17 protein-coding genes are annotated in these 17,578 nt (G+C 58.1%); 15 read left to right on the top strand and 2 right to left on the bottom strand.

The genetic code is table 11. The features are described from left to right. Positions 1-120: 120 nt before the first annotated feature. Entirely contained in the window at positions 121-1,041 is a 921-nt protein-coding gene (locus tag U5K34_RS07340; protein ID WP_322564727.1) for a LysR family transcriptional regulator, read from the bottom strand. Positions 1,042-1,421: 380 nt separating this feature from the next. On the opposite strand from U5K34_RS07340, the gene U5K34_RS07335 reads away from it, so the two are divergent. The 11 genes from U5K34_RS07335 to U5K34_RS07285 all read left to right on the top strand — a co-directional run bounded on the left by U5K34_RS07335 (position 1,422) and on the right by U5K34_RS07285 (position 12,401). Further along, complete coding sequence (locus U5K34_RS07335; RefSeq protein ID WP_322564726.1) at positions 1,422-2,840, top strand: form I ribulose bisphosphate carboxylase large subunit; 1,419 nt, start codon at positions 1,422-1,424, stop codon at positions 2,838-2,840. Positions 2,841-2,972: 132 nt separating this feature from the next. Next, entirely contained in the window at positions 2,973-3,332 is a 360-nt protein-coding gene (locus U5K34_RS07330) for a ribulose bisphosphate carboxylase small subunit (protein ID WP_322564725.1), read from the top strand. 304 nt (positions 3,333-3,636) lie between these two features. Continuing rightward, positions 3,637-4,449: a CbbQ/NirQ/NorQ/GpvN family protein gene (locus tag U5K34_RS07325; protein WP_322564724.1), complete on the top strand. Its 813-nt coding sequence runs from the start codon at positions 3,637-3,639 to the stop codon at positions 4,447-4,449. A gap of 139 nt (positions 4,450-4,588) precedes the next feature. Continuing rightward, positions 4,589-5,170: a class I SAM-dependent methyltransferase gene (locus U5K34_RS07320; RefSeq protein ID WP_322564723.1), complete on the top strand. Its 582-nt coding sequence runs from the start codon at positions 4,589-4,591 to the stop codon at positions 5,168-5,170. A 7-nt stretch (positions 5,171-5,177) separates the two neighbouring features. Beyond that, entirely contained in the window at positions 5,178-6,962 is a 1,785-nt protein-coding gene (locus U5K34_RS07315) for a SulP family inorganic anion transporter (protein WP_322564722.1), read from the top strand. Positions 6,963-6,967: 5 nt separating this feature from the next. Then, complete coding sequence (locus U5K34_RS07310; RefSeq protein ID WP_322564721.1) at positions 6,968-9,295, top strand: nitric oxide reductase activation protein NorD; 2,328 nt, start codon at positions 6,968-6,970, stop codon at positions 9,293-9,295. A gap of 57 nt (positions 9,296-9,352) precedes the next feature. Continuing rightward, entirely contained in the window at positions 9,353-9,844 is a 492-nt protein-coding gene (purE, locus tag U5K34_RS07305; protein WP_322564720.1) for a 5-(carboxyamino)imidazole ribonucleotide mutase, read from the top strand. A gap of 2 nt (positions 9,845-9,846) precedes the next feature. Further along, a complete protein-coding gene (locus U5K34_RS07300; RefSeq protein ID WP_322564719.1) occupies positions 9,847-10,995 on the top strand; it encodes a 5-(carboxyamino)imidazole ribonucleotide synthase in 1,149 nt (382 codons plus the stop codon). A gap of 130 nt (positions 10,996-11,125) precedes the next feature. Continuing rightward, positions 11,126-11,452: a hypothetical protein gene (locus U5K34_RS07295; protein WP_322564718.1), complete on the top strand. Its 327-nt coding sequence runs from the start codon at positions 11,126-11,128 to the stop codon at positions 11,450-11,452. 52 nt (positions 11,453-11,504) lie between these two features. Then, positions 11,505-11,903 carry a hypothetical protein gene (locus U5K34_RS07290; RefSeq protein ID WP_322564717.1) on the top strand — a complete coding sequence of 133 codons (399 nt, stop codon included), beginning with the start codon at positions 11,505-11,507 and terminating at the stop codon, positions 11,901-11,903. Positions 11,904-11,996: 93 nt separating this feature from the next. Further along, on the top strand, positions 11,997-12,401 hold the full coding sequence (locus U5K34_RS07285; RefSeq protein WP_322564716.1) for a rhodanese-like domain-containing protein: 405 nt from the start codon (positions 11,997-11,999) through the stop codon (positions 12,399-12,401). Here the strand turns inward: U5K34_RS07285 and U5K34_RS07280 are convergent. Then, positions 12,388-12,756, bottom strand: coding sequence for a hypothetical protein (locus tag U5K34_RS07280; RefSeq protein WP_322564715.1), 369 nt, complete (start codon positions 12,754-12,756; stop codon positions 12,388-12,390). The genes U5K34_RS07285 and U5K34_RS07280 overlap by 14 nt on opposite strands. A 209-nt stretch (positions 12,757-12,965) precedes the next feature. Here U5K34_RS07280 and U5K34_RS07275 point away from each other — a divergent pair, with 209 nt between their 5' ends. Genes U5K34_RS07275 through U5K34_RS07260 form a run of 4 tightly spaced genes read left to right on the top strand, consistent with a single transcriptional unit; the run spans position 12,966 to position 17,401 of the window. Next, entirely contained in the window at positions 12,966-14,399 is a 1,434-nt protein-coding gene (locus U5K34_RS07275; protein ID WP_322564714.1) for a UbiA family prenyltransferase, read from the top strand. Positions 14,400-14,403: 4 nt separating this feature from the next. After that, positions 14,404-15,726, top strand: a complete 1,323-nt coding sequence (locus U5K34_RS07270; RefSeq protein ID WP_322564713.1) for an FAD-binding oxidoreductase — start codon at positions 14,404-14,406, stop codon at positions 15,724-15,726. Next, positions 15,723-16,460, top strand: a complete 738-nt coding sequence (locus tag U5K34_RS07265) for an SDR family oxidoreductase (RefSeq protein WP_322564712.1) — start codon at positions 15,723-15,725, stop codon at positions 16,458-16,460. The genes U5K34_RS07270 and U5K34_RS07265 overlap by 4 nt, the downstream gene beginning before the upstream one ends. Next, positions 16,460-17,401 carry an NAD-dependent epimerase/dehydratase family protein gene (locus U5K34_RS07260; RefSeq protein WP_322564711.1) on the top strand — a complete coding sequence of 314 codons (942 nt, stop codon included), beginning with the start codon at positions 16,460-16,462 and terminating at the stop codon, positions 17,399-17,401. The genes U5K34_RS07265 and U5K34_RS07260 overlap by 1 nt, the downstream gene beginning before the upstream one ends. Positions 17,402-17,578 lie beyond the last annotated feature (177 nt).

The following is a 17,578-nucleotide window of genomic DNA, read 5'->3' as shown; positions in this document are numbered from 1 at the left end:
GTTTACAACGTCAGTGAGCGAATATTGCATCGGTGTCTGACCACGGCTGAAAAACCCGAACGGGCGAATGATTATAAGTATTGGTAAGTAAATCGATTATGCGCCCGGCGCGGGCAGGACTCAAGCAAGCTGCAAGTGTGCGCGGGAAACCATACCACTGGCCTGGCTCAGAACAAACTCCTTGAAAGCCTGAGCCACAGGCGAGAGCCGTTTGCCCTCACGGTGCACCACATACCAGTGGCGCAAAATCGGAAAATCGGCCATATCCAGTACCACCAGTCGGCCGGTCTCCAGCTCCAGTTCGAGGGTATGAATGGAGACGATCCCCAGTCCCAGCCCGGCTTCCACCGCCTGCTTGATCGCCTCGTTACTGGTCATCTGCATGCCGGTTTTGAGGTTGATGCCATGTTTGGTAAAAAAGCGCTCCATGGCAATAAAGGTGCCCGAACCCGGTTCACGGACCACGAAGGGTTCTTCCTCAAGACGCTTGAGGGAAATCCCCGTTTCGCCGGCCAGCGGGTGATCCGGTGGCGCGATCACCACCAGCGGATTCTCCATGAAGGCCTCGGTCTCCAGCCCCTGATCCTCGGGCGGCTTGCCCATGATCACCATATCCTTGTCGTTCTGCTCCAGCTGCCGCAACAGGGTGGCGCGGTTGGTGACATCCAGGCTGAAACTGACTTCGGGATAGTGGCTGATAAAGCTGGCCAGCAGGCGGGTGGCAAAATAATTGGCGGTACTGGCCACCGAGATGTCCAGGTGCCCGCGCCGCACCCCCTTGAGCTGCTCGATCACCTCTTCGGCCTCGCTCAGCTGGCGGGAGATCGCCCGGCAGTAATGGTGCATCTCCCGTCCCGCTTCGGTCAGATAGGTCTGTTTACCCATCTGCTCGAACAACGGCAACCCCACCGACTCTTCCAACTGCTTGATTTGCATGGAAACGGCGGGCTGGGTCAGATGCAGCTCCTGGGCCGCCTGGGTATAGTTCAGATGCCGGGCAACGGCCTCAAAAACCTTCAACTGACGCAGAGTGACGTGCATAGCGGGCTATCCGTAAGCTGTCGCAGTAAACTATAACTCTCATATTATAGTAAATACGTGATTAATAAAGCATTATTCCACCCTGATGACATGATTTAAATAAGGGACACTTCGGCCTCCCTTGAGTCAATTTGCCTTATCGTCTCGCAGGCGATTCAGATTCAGGCAGCCATTAGGGTTTAAACCGCTTTCACGGGCGCACCAATGAATAAGCTTTACCTTATGCTTCCAATCATTATTATTTAGTTTACTTTATGCATAGGCTGTCTATACTTCCCCGACCACTTGGTACCTGCAGCTATCCACTTTTTAGACCATGGTCGGTCGTGAATGGCTGCAGGCGTAAACGATTATTTGAAACGACTTAGGAGGATATCCTCATGGGCAAGACCTATAGCGCGGGTGTAAAAGACTACCGCGAAACATACTGGATGCCGGAATATACGCCAAGCGAAACCGATCTGCTGGCTGTATTCAAAATCACGCCGCAGGAAGGGGTTCCGCGCGAAGAAGCCGCTGCCGCTGTTGCTGCCGAGTCTTCCACCGGTACCTGGACCACCGTCTGGACCGACCTGCTGACCGACCTGGACCATTATAAGGGTCGCGCCTACGCGATCGAAGACGTACCGGGTGATGACACCTGTTTCTATGCCTTCATCGCCTATCCGATCGATCTGTTCGAGGAAGGTTCTGTTGTTAACGTCTTCACCTCGCTGGTCGGCAACGTATTCGGCTTCAAGGCCGTGCGCGCCCTGCGTCTGGAAGACGTTCGCTTCCCGATTGCCTACGTCTTGACCTGTAACGGTCCGCCGCATGGTATCCAGGTTGAACGTGACATCATGAACAAATACGGTCGTCCGCTGCTGGGCTGCACCATCAAGCCGAAGCTGGGTCTGTCCGCCAAGAACTACGGCCGTGCCTGCTACGAAGGTCTGCGCGGTGGTCTGGACTTCACCAAGGACGACGAAAACGTCAACTCCCAGCCGTTCATGCGCTGGCGTCAGCGTTTCGACTTCGTCATGGAAGCCATTCACAAAGCCGAAGCCGAAACTGGCGAACGCAAGGGCCACTACCTGAACGTGACTGCGCCGACGCCGGACGAAATGTTCAAGCGTGCCGAGCATGCCAAGGAACTGGGCGCCCCGATCATCATGCACGACTATATCACCGGCGGTTTCTGCGCCAATACCGGTCTGGCCCAGTGGTGCCGTGACAACGGCCTGCTGCTGCACATCCACCGCGCGATGCATGCCGTACTCGACCGTAACCCGCACCACGGTATCCACTTCCGCGTACTGACCAAGATCCTGCGTCTGTCCGGCGGTGACCACCTGCACACCGGCACCGTAGTCGGCAAGCTGGAAGGCGACCGTGAATCCACTCTGGGCTGGATCGACATGCTACGTGAAAGCTACGTCAAGGAAGACCGTTCACGCGGTATCTTCTTCGACCAGGACTGGGGTTCCATGCCGGGCGCCTTCGCTGTTGCCTCCGGTGGTATCCACGTCTGGCACATGCCGGCACTGGTCTCCATCTTCGGTGACAACTCCGTGCTGCAGTTCGGTGGCGGTACACTGGGTCATCCCTGGGGTAACGCAGCCGGCGCCGCGGCCAACCGTGTTGCCGTTGAAGCCTGTGTCGAAGCCCGTAACCAGGGCCGCGAGATTGAGAAAGAAGGTAAGGAAATTCTTACCGAAGCCGCCAAGCACAGCCCGGAACTCAAGATGGCGATGGAAACCTGGAAGGAAATCAAGTTCGAATTCGACACCGTCGACAAGCTGGATGTTTCCCACAAATAACAGGGCCGAGTCACGAGGAACGAGTGACGAGGACATACCCCTCGTTACTCGTAACTCGGCACTCGTCACTGAATTCCAGAGCGTTCATTAAAGAACGGTGAAGAATTTGAAACTGAATTTGGAGATAAAGACATGAGCGATATGCAAGACTACAAATCAAGCTTGACCGATACCTCAAGCCGTAAATTTGAGACCTTCTCTTACCTGCCTGAGATGTCCAAGGACAATATCAAGAAGCAGGTTCAGTACATCGTCGACCAGGGCTGGAACCCGGCTATTGAACATACCGAGCCGGAAAATGCCTTTGACCATTACTGGTACATGTGGAAGCTGCCCATGTTCGGTGAAACCGACGTGGACAAGATCCTGGCTGAATCAGAAGCCTGCCACAAGGCGCACCCGAAAAATCACGTGCGTCTGATCGGTTATGACAACTATGCCCAGTCACAGGGTGCTTCAATGGTTATCTTCCGCGGCGAAATAAAGGCCTGATACCAGGCAGGGTTATATACAGGATGTATGGTATGCGGCGGGTGCATGGACGCACAGGAGCCGCGATGTACAGGATGTACGGTACGCCGCGATAATACCATGGTAGGTAAGGTGCGGCGTTTCCAGAACAACGCCCCTGCCCGACTCGTGCGGACAGGGGCTTTTTATTTTACGACCTGAAGTATTATTACCCCGGCAAGCAGAGGGCAAGAACACCTTTGTGCGATAAACATAATCGCGGCGCAGCCGCTTTTGCAATGCCGCGTTAATACTATTTTAAGACACGCAACTCGGGAGTTATGCCATGAGTAAAAACAATGTCGAGCAATACAAAATCACCCAGGAACCGTTCTACAAATCGGTGGAAAACGAAGTCGAACTCTATGAAGCGGCTTACAAGGCCCGCATGCCGATGATGCTCAAGGGACCGACCGGCTGTGGTAAATCCCGTTTTGTCGAATACATGGCCTGGAAGCTGCAAAAACCCCTGATCACCGTCGCCTGTAACGAGGACATGACCGCCTCGGATCTGGTCGGCCGTTTCCTGCTCGACAAGGACGGTACCAAATGGCAGGACGGCCCCTTGACGACCGCCGCCCGTATCGGTGCCATCTGCTACCTGGATGAAATCGTCGAGGCACGTCAGGATACGACTGTTATCATCCATCCGCTGACCGACCATCGCCGTTCCCTGCCGCTGGACAAAAAAGGCGAGCTGATCGAGGCGCATGAGGATTTCCAGCTGGTTATCTCCTACAACCCCGGCTACCAGAGCCTGATGAAGGATCTCAAACAGTCCACCAAGCAACGTTTCGGTGCGCTGGACTTTGACTATCCGGACGAAAAGGACGAAACCGAGATCGTCGCCCAGGAAACCGGCATCGACAGCGAGACCGCCGGCAAGCTGGTCCAGATCGCCCATCGCGCCCGTAACCTCAAAGGGCACGGCCTGGACGAAGGGATCTCCACCCGCCTGCTGGTTTACGCGGGTCAGTTGATCAACAAGGGCGTGGAACCGGTTGCGGCCTGCATCATGACCCTGGTTACCCCGCTGACCGACGATCCGGACATGCGCGAAACTCTGGAAGCGGCGGTCAACACCTTCTTTGTAAAATAAGGTGGCATTGACACCCGGCATTGGTGCCGGTTGTTGAGATACAATGCAATTTTTACCCGTGGCGATGACGCGAAGCGCGAGGAGAAGATATTATTTTTTTCTCTGCGTCTCTGCGACCCTCTGCGTTAATTGAGAGGCCATGAACAGGGAATCAATCGACAAGCTGCGCGAGGACATTGTCTTCAATGCGACCCTGCGCGGACAGCCGCTGACCTTCCACTCCACCTGGGGCACCTTCTCGCCCCGCGAGGTGGACGAAGGCTCACTGCTGTTACTGGATTACGTCGACATCAACCCGGATGATGACTGCCTGGATCTGGGTTGCGGTTACGGCCCCATCGGGCTGACGCTGGCCAGACTGGCGCCGCAAGGCAATACGACACTGGTCGACAGGGATTACGTGGCGATCGACTACGCGCAGAAAAATATTGCGCTCAACCGGATCACCAATGCCGAGGCGCTGTTGAGTAACGGTTTCGACCGGATCCGCGAGCGCCGCTTTGATGTGATCGCCTCCAATCTGCCGGCCAAGGTGGGCAACGAAATGCTGACCCTGTTCATGCATGATGCCCGGCAACAGATGAAACCCGGCGGGCGGTTTTATGTAGTCACCATCACCGGCCTGCGCAAATATATCGAGCGCAACTTTAAAGAGATATTTGGCAACTACAAGAAACTGAAGCAGGGCAAGCACTATACCGTCGCGATGGCAACCAGATAAGGCTTTCATGAGTACATTGTTCGACAAGCTTTTCCCGTTCCTGCTCTGGTGGCCCATGGTGGGTCGGCATACCCTGCGCGCCGATCTTATTGCGGGCCTGACAGGGGCGGTAATCGTACTGCCCCAGAGCGTGGCATTTGCCACCATTGCAGGCCTGCCGCCACAGTACGGCCTGTATACCGCGATGGTCACCCCGATCGTTGCCGCACTGTTCGGATCCTCGCGCCATCTGATATCGGGGCCGACCACGGCTATTTCCATTGTCGTGTTCAGCACCCTGAGCGGACACGCCGAACCCGGGAGTACCGAGTTTATTCAACTGGCATTAACGCTGACCTTTCTGGCCGGCGTCTACCAGTTCGCCTTTGGGCTGGCCCGACTCGGCACGCTGGTTAACTTCGTCTCGCACACGGTGGTTATCGGCTTTACCGCCGGCGCGGCCGTGCTGATTGCCACCAGTCAGATGAAACATATCACCAGCATCCATGTGCCTGCAGGCGAGTCCTTTGTCCATGTCTGGATGGATCTGTTCAGCCACCTGGAACAACTGGATCCGCTGGTGTTCGGCGTGGCCGCCTTCACGTTGATCGTGGCGGTCCTGATCAAGCGGTTTCTTCCGTCCCTGCCCAATCTGTTACTGGCCATGATCGCCGGCAGCCTGCTGGCGCTTGAGCTGGGCGGCGAAGCCGCCGGCCTGGCCATGATTGGCGAGATCCCCGGTCATTTGCCGCCACTGTCCTCACCCGATTTTTCCTTTGCCGCGATTCGGGAACTGGCCCCGCAGGCCTTTGCCGTGGCCCTGCTGGGTCTGATCGAGGCGGTGTCTATTTCCCGCGCGATCGCCGCCAAATCCCATCAGCAAATCGACGGTAACCAGGAATTTATCGGACAGGGCCTGTCCAACATGGTCGGCAGTTTCTTCTCCAGTTACGCCGGATCCGGTTCCTTTACCCGCTCCGGGATCAACTACGCCGCCGGGGCGTACACCCCGATGTCGGCCATCTTCGCCGCGATTATTCTGATGGCGATCGTATTACTGATTGCGCCCCTGATGGCCTATTTGCCCATCGCCACCATGGGCGGGATTATTCTGCTGGTCGCCTATAACCTGGTCGATTTTCATCATATAAAAAAAATCCTGCAGGTCAGTCGCTCGGAAACCGCGATTTTGCTGGTGACTTTCTTCGCCACACTGTTCCTGCACCTGGAATTCGCTATTTATCTGGGGGTCATCCTGTCGCTGGTGATTTTCCTGAGCCGCACCTCCACGCCGGAGGTGATTACGCTGGCGCCGGATCCCGCCACCCCCAAACACAGTCTGACCAATGTCGAGAAAAAGCCGCTGGCCCAGTGCCCGCAACTGAAGATCATCCGTATCGACATGTCGATCTACTTCGGCTCGCTGACCAACATCCAGCGCCTGCTGAACCATATCTCGGATGAGGAAGGAATTAATCATATTCTGATTATCTCCACCGGCATCAACTTTATCGACATGGCCGGCGCCGAGATGCTGGTGCAGGAGGCACAGCGCCTCAAACAACGTGGCGGCGGATTGTACTTTACGGATAACAAAAGCCGGGTCTGCCGATTTCTGCGCAAGGGACACTTTATAGAAGCCATTGGTGAAGATCATTTCTTTGCCTCCAAGCAGGACGCCATTCGACACATTTTTGACAACCTGAACAAGTCAACCTGTACCCGTTGTGACAAACGCATTTTCAAGGAGTGTGAAACTGTGCCCGAAGCCGGGCCGGTTTCCTCTCTTCATCCTGAACCGAAAGAGGGGTGAGTCCCATGTCTATCAATCTTGACGAATATAAAGAATATTTGCAGGAAGCCGCGCCGGAAGTGCGGGACACGTTTGAAAGCACGTTTCACGAAGCGTCCCGTGTCATGTCGCCGGCCGGTTTGCGCGATTACCTGGAAGGTGCCAAGGGCCTGTGCAACCTGGGCCGGGGCAAGGATGTGGTCATATCCTATCTGCAAGAGATGCCCCTGGTGGTCAAGGAGTGCGGCGAGGATGTGATTCCGGAAATCGTCGCCGCCGCCATGAAGCTCTCTTCGATGACCTCGGGCGAGGTGATCTCGCTGATGTTCTCCAGCCTGCCCACCGCCGCACGGCGCCTGGGCGATCCGGAACTGCTGCGCGGCTATCTGGGGCTGCTGCATCAGTTGTCCGCCAAGGCTTCACGCGGCCTGCGTCCGATGCTGCAACATATCGATGAGCTGCTGAGCAAACTGACCCTCTCCGGTCTCAAGCGCTGGGCCCTGTACGGTGCCGAGGCCTATCGCAAGGATCTCAACAACCTGGTCAACTACTTCAACCTGGACACCCAGGACAGTCTGGCCATGCTGCAGAAGGAACGCCGCGGCACGCTGTTCGTGGATACCCAGCGCAAGCTGAACTTCTATCTGCGCGCCCTGTGGGGCCGCGACTTCTTCGTGCGCCCGGCGGCCGCCGATCACGAAGGCTTCAAGCCCTATATCGATCATCATGTGCTGCACCTGCCCGACGCGGTCGATCCCATCGGCGAGATCAGCGGCCTGGAACTGTACCGCGCCATCGCCGCGCACCTGGCGGCGCATGTCTGCTACACCAGCTCGCGCATTTCCGCCGAAGGGCTGAGCCCGGCGCAGATGTTTTTCATCGGTCTGGTCGAGGATGCGCGGGTCGAATATCACGCCATGCAGGCTTTCCCCGGTCTCAGAAATCTGTGGGAGGCGCTGATGTCGATCGAGTACGAGGGCCGGGCCGAACACCCGACCGTGCCGGTGCTGGAACGCTTTGCCCACATGCTGCTGGACCCCGCCGTCAAATCCGACGACGAAGCACTCAATGCCCTGGCGGAGAAATTCCATACCAATATCGAAGAGAACAAGGACAACAACAGCTTCTCCTGGCACATCGGTCTCGAGCTGTTCAATCTCTTTGCCGAACGCAAGGACGTTCCCAGCCTGCGTATTCTGGAGCAGATCCGCATTCCCTATCGTGACGACAACCGTTTCGTCTGGGAATTCGAGGAGCTGAACTGGGAAGAAGGGATCGAATACATTCCGGCCAGCCAGCGCCAGGTCAGAAAAACCGTCAGTGTCATGGAAATGGTCAACGAACTCGACTGCGAGCTGGCCGGTGACGATGCCCAGGAGATCTGGCGCCTGGAAACGCCCTTCTGGCTCGATCAGGAAGGCTGCACCATCAACGAGCTGGAAGGCAAGGAGGCGATCTCCGATCCTTTCCACTATCAGGAATGGGATTACCAGGTGCAGCTGAACCGTCCCGACTGGGTCACGCTCTACGAGCACCGCCCGAAAAAAGGCGATCCCGAAGAGATCGAGGACATTCTGCTCGAATACAAACCGATTGCCTTTCGGATCAAGCAGATCATCGATATGTTGCAGCCCGAGGGCGTGCAGCGCATGCGCAACATGGAAGACGGCGACGAGATCGACATCAATGCCGCCATCGACGCCATGATCGCCATTCGCATGGGCGAGCAGCCCAACCCACGCATCACCATGCGCAATGTCATCCAGACCCGCGACCTGGCCGTCGCGGTACTGCTGGATCTCTCCGAGTCCACCAACGAAACCGTGGAAGGCTCGGACAAGACCGTCCTGCAGCTGACCAAGGAAGCCTGTGCACTGGTAGCCACTGCTATCAACGGTATCGGTGATCCCTTTGCCATTCACGGCTTTGCCTCCGACGGTCGGCATGATGTGCAGTACATGCGCTTCAAGGATTTCAACCAGCACTTTAACGACGAGGTTAAATCGCGTCTGGCCGGCATGCAGGGCGGGCTTTCCACCCGCATGGGAGCCGCCATGCGCCACGCCGGACAACACCTTCTGCGCCAGCAACAGCACAAAAAACTGTTATTACTGGTGACTGACGGCGAGCCGGCGGACATCGACGAGCGCGATCCGCAACATCTGCGTCACGACACAAAGAAGGCTGTCGAGGAGCTGTATACCAGGGGTGTGATCACCTACTGCCTGACGCTGGATCCCGATGCGGACAACTACGTGAAGCGGATATTCGGCGCCAACAACTACACCATCGTCGACCATGTGGACCGGCTGCCGGAGAAATTGCCCATGTTGTTCGCCAGCCTGACCAAGTAATTCCGGCCGGACTCGGGTTACAATACACAGCGCAATTTTGAACCACTGGTGAGAAGCATGAAAAAACCCGTCGTCGGCGTCGTCATGGGCAGCAACAGTGACTGGAAAGTCATGAGCCAGGCCGTTGAGGTGCTGAAAGAATTCGGTATTCCGCACGAGACCAAAGTGGTCTCGGCGCACCGCACGCCGGACCTGTTATATGAGTATGCCGAACAGGCCGCCGAACGGGGGCTGCAGTGCATCATCGCCGGCGCCGGGGGCGCGGCCCACCTGCCGGGCATGCTGGCGGCCAAGACCATCGTGCCGGTGCTGGGCGTGCCGGTCACCTCGCGGGCCCTGAAGGGGCTCGACTCACTGCTCTCCATCGTACAGATGCCCAAAGGGATTCCGGTGGCCACCTTCGCCATCGGCGAGGCGGGCGCGGCCAATGCCGGGCTGTTTGCGGTCTCCCTGCTGGCCCGTCAGGAGGACAAATACGCCCGCAAGCTGGAAACTTTCCGCAAGAAGCAGCGCACCAGGGTGCGCGCCATGAAACTGCCGAAGGTCTAACGATGCTGTTACCCGGTGCGACTCTCGGCATGCTCGGTGGCGGCCAGCTGGGCCGCATGTTCACCATCGCCGCGCGCAACATGGGCTACGAGGTGGTCGTGCTGGACCCCGATCCCGACAGCCCGGCCGGCATGCTGGCAAGCGACCATGTCTGTGCCGATTATCTCGATACCACCGCGCTGCAGTATCTGAGCGAGACCTGTGACGCCATCACCACCGAATTCGAAAACGTCCCTGCCGAAAGTCTGGAATATCTGGCCGAGCATTGCGATGTCCGCCCCGGCGCCCGCGCCGTGACCCTGACCCAGGATCGGATCAGCGAAAAAACCTTTTTGCACGATAACGGCTTTGCCACCGCGCCCTTTGCGGTGATCCGGGAGCCCGCCGATCTCGACGCGGCGGCCCGCGCCGTCCCCACCCCGGCCATTTTGAAAATTGCCCGCTTCGGCTACGACGGCAAGGGGCAATACCCGGTCGCCTCGGGCGAGGAGCTGGCCGACGCCTGGCAGGAGCTGGGCAACAACCCCTGCGTGCTGGAACAGCGGGTCGATCTCGATCTGGAAATCTCGGTGGTGGTGGCGCGCGGCATCGATGGCGAAACCCGTTGCTATCCGGTGGCCGAGAACGTTCACCGCCACGGCATTCTGGATGTCAGCCTGGTGCCGGCGCGCATCGACACCGACCTGGAACAACAGGTGCTGCAGGCGGCCACCGCCATCGCCGGGACGCTGGATTATGTTGGCGTGCTGGCCGTGGAGTTCTTTGTCTCCCATGGCGAGCTGCTGGTCAATGAAATTGCCCCGCGCCCGCACAACAGCGGCCACTATACCCTGGATGCGACACTCACTTCACAGTTCGAACAGCAGGTACGGGCGGTCTGCGGCCTGCCGCTGGGCGATCCCCGTCTGCTCTCCCCGGTAGTGATGATCAACCTGCTCGGGGATCTGTGGCAGGGTCAGACCCCGCCGGACTGGCGCCCGCTGTTTGCCCGGGCCAACGCCAAGCTGCATCTGTACGGCAAGCGTGAAGCGCGCGTCGGGCGCAAGATGGGCCATTACAACGTGCTGGCGCCCACCCTGGATGAAGCGCTGCAGACCGCGCAGGCGATCCAGCAACAACTCGCCCGCGCAGAAGTAACGCGGGACGAGTAACGAGGGACGAGGAAGATCCGCAGTGTGCGGGTCATGCACCGATTTCGTTATCGCCCGGCTCCCGACCTTATCCTATACTGATCACCCTGTGATCTGAATTTCATGCAACACAAGACGGAATGGAATACTCATGAGTAACCGCAATTCAGCACAACCCAAAAAATATGTCGGCATTTATAACGATATCCATGGCGGCATGACCGATACCGGCAAGATCATTCGTGACGCCTGGGTGTTTGGTCTGATTCCCGAGACGGAAACCTGCGAAGGCTGGCTACCGCAGGGTATCGATGATCTGTGGCGTAAGGCTAACAGCGAATGGGAGAAATACGGTTTTCTGGTGTCCAACCTGCCGGATGACTTGCGCGAGAAATTCATGCGTATTCAGGACGACGCCATCCAGCGCGCCCGCGAGGCAGGCTGGGATCCGCACAGGGATCTGGAAGACGAACACTGAGTTCCGGACCCCGGTGTAAGCCTGACAGTACAGGGCCAGTACAGGAGACACCATGTATCGTCGACTGGATGACGTGCCGGTTTTCGAATACCGCGACGGTGAACTGCCCGCCATTTACTACAACGATGTGCAGGTCGCGCTCAAACGCCTGGGCGAGGATCTGCGTTTTGCCATTCCCCGCCTCAAACACCTGGATCTGATCCTGCAAAAGGACGCCTGGATTATCGTCGACCGTGTCCTCAACGATGTCCCGGTGGTCGCCTGGACCGACTTCCAGACCGCCCACCGCAGCAGCCTGCACGAACCGATTCCCTGCCGCATTCGCCTCTATCATATGCACGGGCCGCTGGTCATGAGCCGCACCCTGGAGGCCATGGAGCTGATTCTGGGCGAGATGCTGGCCGATCATGCGCCCCCGGACGACGCCAGTATTGCTCCGATCAAGAAATAATTGACCCAGATCAATCACCTGGGAACACGCCATCGCTTATAACCTTTAGTTCTAAAGGTTTTTCCCGCCGTGTCGATATTTTAACCATCATAGATGGAAAACCAGTTACGCGATGACAGCGGCCTGCTGATCGATGCCCGGCTCCCCTCGTGGCACCAGAAGGGAACCATCCCCGGCTCCATCAACATCCCCTTTACCGTTTTCGAAAAATCAGATCTCGATCCGGAACTGATCAGTACGTTTAAACGGCTTGGGGTCACAGAACGCCAGAGCAAACCCGGCCTGGTTGAAAAGCTGCTCGCCGCTGGTGAAGTCAATGAAACCTGGGATTTCAGCAACGCCAAGGAGTTAATCCTGTGGTGCAACGGCCCCTGGTGCGGACAATCGCCGCGCGCCATCCGGGGCCTGCTGGACCACGGTTATCCGCCGGAGAAAATCAATTATTATCGCGACGGGATGCAGATGTGGCAGATACTGGGGCTGCTCACCGTCCAGTGACCTGGCAACGTTGTGCATCGAGTCGGTGCCGCAGGGACGCGAGTGCATCATCGGCCTGCAACAACCCCATATAAAACTGGACACGGGCATATCCCCGCCGGGCCGCCGGCGCCCAATGGCGCCGTGCCAGGACATACTCTTCCTGCTCAAACGCCGCCGCGCCGGCCTCGGAGGCTTGCCGGCCCTGCACGGCATTCAGGCCCAAAGCGGGCAGCGTCCCGGCGCCAGCCTCATCTGGGGCCGGGAACGAATACGCCTGGACCGACTGCCAGGCTGACAGGCCAAGACACACCCCCGCCAGCAAACAACGCCGCCACTGGCCGAGAATTCCCCGTTCCGATTGGAATAACACCATGCATCACCTCGCCCGGAAGCATCCCGACACTGCCCTGTCATAACTGGCTTAGCGACACGGCCGGCGACTTCTTGAGCCTGAATCGCCCCGCGTTCTTCTCTGCCGGGTACGCTTCACACTCGGGTGGAGTTTTATTTGCCAGCCAAAATCAATCAGTTAAAATAGGTCCATAACGAGAACGATACCCAAATTCCAACCCGGACGAGCCCTTGAGCGACACCACCCAGTTACCCCTGGCGGTCGATATGGACGGCACGCTGGTGCACAGCGACACCCTGTGGGAAGCGTGCCTGCGGCTGCTGGCCGAGCGGCCCTGGCTGGTGGTGGTGCTGCCCTTCTGGCTGCTGGGCGGTAAAGCGGCGTTCAAGCAGCGGCTCAGCGAACGTGTCCGCCTCGATCCGACAACCCTGCCCTATAACCAGCCCCTGCTGGAATTTCTGCAGGCGGAAAAACAGCGCGGCCGCCCCCTGTGGCTGGTGACCGCCTCCCACCAGCAGAGTGCCGGGGCGGTGGCCGGCTATATCGGCCTGTTCGACGGCGTGCTGGCCAGCGATGCGACACATAACCTCTCCGGCGCGGGGAAAGCCGCCCGACTGGTCGAACAGTTCGGCGAAAAGGGGTTTGTCTATGCCGCCAATGCGACGGTCGACATGAAAGTCTGGCGCCGGGCGGCGGGCGCCATCGCGGTCAACGCCGGTCCGGGGCTGACCCGTCGGGCGGCGGCGGCGACCGAGCTGGAACGCACCTTTCCCCGGCCGGGCGCCGCCGATACCGTCAAGACGCTGTTGCGGGCCATGCGCCTGCACCAGTGGAGCAAGAACGGGCTGATCTTCGTGCCCCTGGTGCTCTCCCACAGCTGGGAAGCGACGGACCTGGTGATGCATACCCTGCTGGCCTTTGTCGCCTTCGGCTGTGCCGCCTCGGCCATCTACCTGGTCAATGACCTGATCGATCTGGAGGCCGACCGGCTGCATCACGAAAAACGTCACCGGCCCTTTGCGGCCGGACTGTTACCCCTCTCCTGGGGTATCGCCATGATTCCGGTGTTGCTGGCGGCGGGCTTTGCCATTGCCAGCACGGTCAACGCTGATTTCATGTGGGTGCTGCTGGGCTACCTGCTGCTAACCGTTACTTACTCCCTGTTTCTCAAGCCGGTGGCCTTGCTGGATGTGCTGGCGCTGACCAGCCTGTATACCCTGCGGATTATTGCCGGCGCCCAGGCCATCGAGGTACCGCTCTCCTACTGGTTGCTGGCCTTTTCCATGTTTATCTTTTTCAGCCTGGCATTGAGCAAACGCTTTTCCGAGCTGTACAACCTCAAACAGAAACCGGAAGGCAAGCAGACCGCGCGTGGCTACCATACCGAAGATCTGCCCGTCGTCAGTCTGTTCGGTGTCAGCAGCGGTTATATCGCGGTACTTATCATGGTGCTGTATATCCACGATCTGCAGGCCGACAATCTGTATGATCAACCGTTATGGCTGTGGCCGGTGGCCATCGCGATACTCTACTGGATCAGCCGCATCTGGCTGCTCGCCCATCGCGGTGTGTTGCACGAAGATCCGGTACTGTTTGCCATTCATGATCGCACCAGCTATATCGTGGCCCTGCTGGTCGCCGTCTGTCTGTTACTGGCGCTCTAGTCTTATGTCGCAAGAATATTCCTGGGGACGCTATCCCGACGTGGAGCAACCGCTTTATCCCCTGCGCTGGGAAACCGATCCCTGGCCGCCAACGACCGAGGCCTCGTCCGTGCTGGCTCACGGCCAGGGCCGCAGTTACGGCGATGTCGCCCTCAATCCCGACGGCGTTTTGCTGGCGACCGACGGCCTCGATCGCTTTATCGAGTTCGACACGCAAAACGGCGTATTGCGTTGTGAAGCCGGGGTAACACTGGCCGATATTCTCAATCTGATTGTACCCCGGGGCTGGTTTTTGCCGGTTACCCCCGGCACCAAGTTTGTCTCCATCGGCGGCGCCATCGCCAATGACGTGCATGGCAAGAACCATCACCACGCCGGCACCTTCGGTTGTCACGTCAACCAGCTCGGCCTGCGCCGCTCGGACGGGCAATTGCATGAGTGCAGCCCCGACAAAAACAGCGACCTGTTTGCCGCCACCATCGGCGGACTGGGGTTGACCGGGCTGATCGTCTGGGCCGAGATCACGCTTAAAAAGATCAAAAGCACCGCCATCGAACAACAGGCGCTGCGGTTTGCCAGCCTGGAAGAGTTTTTCACCCTGAGCGATGAATCGGACCGGCACTGGGAATATACCGTCGCCTGGATCGATTGCCTGGCCCGGGGCAACAGTCTCGGACGGGGTATTTTCTATCGCGGCAATCACGCCGACGGGCGTCTTGAACAACCCGAACCCGGGGATTATCGCAAAACCCGTCTCACACTGCCGCTCACCCTGCCGGGCTTTTTACTCAATCGCGCCACGGTAAAACTGTTCAACCGGTGGTATTACGGCAAGCCGTTGAAAAGTGAGGCGCTGGTCCATTTCGATCCTTTCTTCTATCCCCTGGATAAAATCGGCCACTGGAACCGTCTGTATGGCAAACGCGGTTTTTTCCAGTATCAATGCGTCATTCCGCGGGACAGGGCCCGCGATGCCCTGCCGCAACTGCTGCAGGTGATCGCCGACAGCGGCCAGGGATCCTTTCTCAGCGTCCTGAAACAGTTCGGCGATGTTACCTCGCCCGGTATGCTTTCCTTTCCCCGGCCCGGTGTGACGCTGGCGCTCGATTTTGCCAACCGGGGACGTAAAACGCTGGATTTGCTCGATCGGCTGGACGGGATTACCGTCGCCAACGAGGGGGCCGTCTATCCTGCCAAGGACGCGCGCATGTCCGCCGACGCCTTTCAGCATTACTATCCCCGCTGGCAAACCTTTCAACACCACATCGATCCGGCCTTCTCCTCCCGCTTCTGGCGCCGGGTCACACAACAGGGAGTATCCCTATGAAAAGGATCCTGATCCTCGGGGCCACCTCGGCCATCGCCGAACAGACCGCCCGGCTGTATGCCGACCGGGGCGCGCAGCTGATGCTGGCGGCACGCGACAAAGACAAGCTCCAGCGACTGGCTGACGATCTGAATATTCGCGGTAGCGAACAGGTCGACTGGCAAACCCTCGATCTCAATGACACATCAGAACATGAAAACCTGTTAATCAATACCGAGAAACAACTCGGTGGCCTGGACATGGTACTGATCGCCTACGGCACACTTGGCGAGCAGGCGGCCGGGGAACGGGACTTCAACCTCGCGCTTGAGGAGCTGAAAACCAACTGCCTGAGTGTTCTGTCGTTCCTGACCCTGATTGCCAACCGTTTCGAGGCACAACAATCCGGCACCATCGCCGTGATTTCCTCGGTCGCCGGGGATCGCGGCCGGCAAAGCAATTATATCTATGGCACCGCCAAGGGCGCGCTGACGATCTTCCTGCAGGGGCTGCGCAATCGGTTGCACAAAGCCGGCGTGCAGGTGTTGACCATCAAGCCGGGCTTTGTCGATACGCCCATGACCCGGGAATTCGAAAAAGGGCTGTTGTGGGTCAAACCACAGGTCATCGCCGCCGGTATCGTCCGGGCCGTGGACCGGCGCAAGGACGTGGTCTATCTGCCGTTTTTCTGGCGCTATATTATGTTGATCATCAAGCTGATCCCGGAATTTGTCTTCAAGAGGCTGTCACTGTAGTGGACAAGCAGAGCAAAATCGTCATCCCCGGCGCGGCCGGACTGGTGGGCCAGAACCTGGTCGTGTTTTTGAAGCAGGCCGGCTATACCAATCTCGTCGGCATCGACAAGCACCCGCATAACACGCGCATGCTGGCCGAGCTGCACCCGGATATTACCGTGATCGAAGCCGACCTGGCCGAAAGCGGTCCCTGGCAACAACACTTTGACGGCGCCGACGTGGTGATCATGCTGCAGGCGCAGATCGGCGCGCTCACCGAGGAGCCGTTCATTCGCAATAACATTCACTCAACCCGGCATGTCATCGACGCCTGCAAGCAATACGCCGTACCCTACATCGCGCACATCAGCTCCTCGGTGGTCGAATCGGTCGCCAATGACTTTTACACCAACAGCAAGAAGGCCCAGGAGCAGCTGGTCGAGGAATGCGGTATTCCGCACGTCATCCTGCGCCCGACATTGATGTTCGGCTGGTTCGACCGCAAGCACCTGGGCTGGCTGTCGCGCTTTATGCAAAAATCCCCGATCTTTCCCATCCCCTCGCACGGTCGCTTCATGCGTCAGCCGTTGTATGTGAAGGACTTTTGTAACATCATCATCAGTGCCATGCAGCAGCGCCGGCATAATGAGGCTTTCAACATCACCGGGTGCGAGAAAGTCGATTATGTGGATATCATCCGTACCATCAAACGGGTGCAAGGCCTGCGCACCTGGATCGTCCATATCCCGTACCGGCTGTTCTGGTTCCTGCTGTGGTTTTATGCGCTGTTCGACCGGGATCCGCCCTTTACCACCCAGCAACTGGCAGCCCTGGTCGCGCATGACGAGTTCGAGCTGATACCGTGGTGGAATATTTTCGGGGTTGAGGCCACACCGTTCGATGAAGCGATACGGGAGACCTATACCGACCCGACTTACAGTAAGTATGTACTGGATTTCTAGTTGGCAGTTGGCAGTTAGCAGTTAGCAGTTAGCAGTTAGCAGTTAGCAGTTAGCAGAGACAGTGTAGGTCAGGTTGCGCGCAGCGCTACCTGACAATCGACCGGGAATCGTCACATAGGCTTCGCCAATGTGACCTACGGCTGAATAGTTAAGTCTGTAGGAGCGCCCCGCGGGCGC

It is taken from the genome of Thiohalophilus sp., from assembly GCF_034521165.1.
In the GTDB taxonomy this organism is placed as follows: Bacteria; Pseudomonadota; Gammaproteobacteria; order UBA6429; family Thiohalophilaceae; genus Thiohalophilus.
Note: the sequence above shows the minus strand (reverse complement) of the source record. Positions and strands in the feature narration are given on the sequence as shown.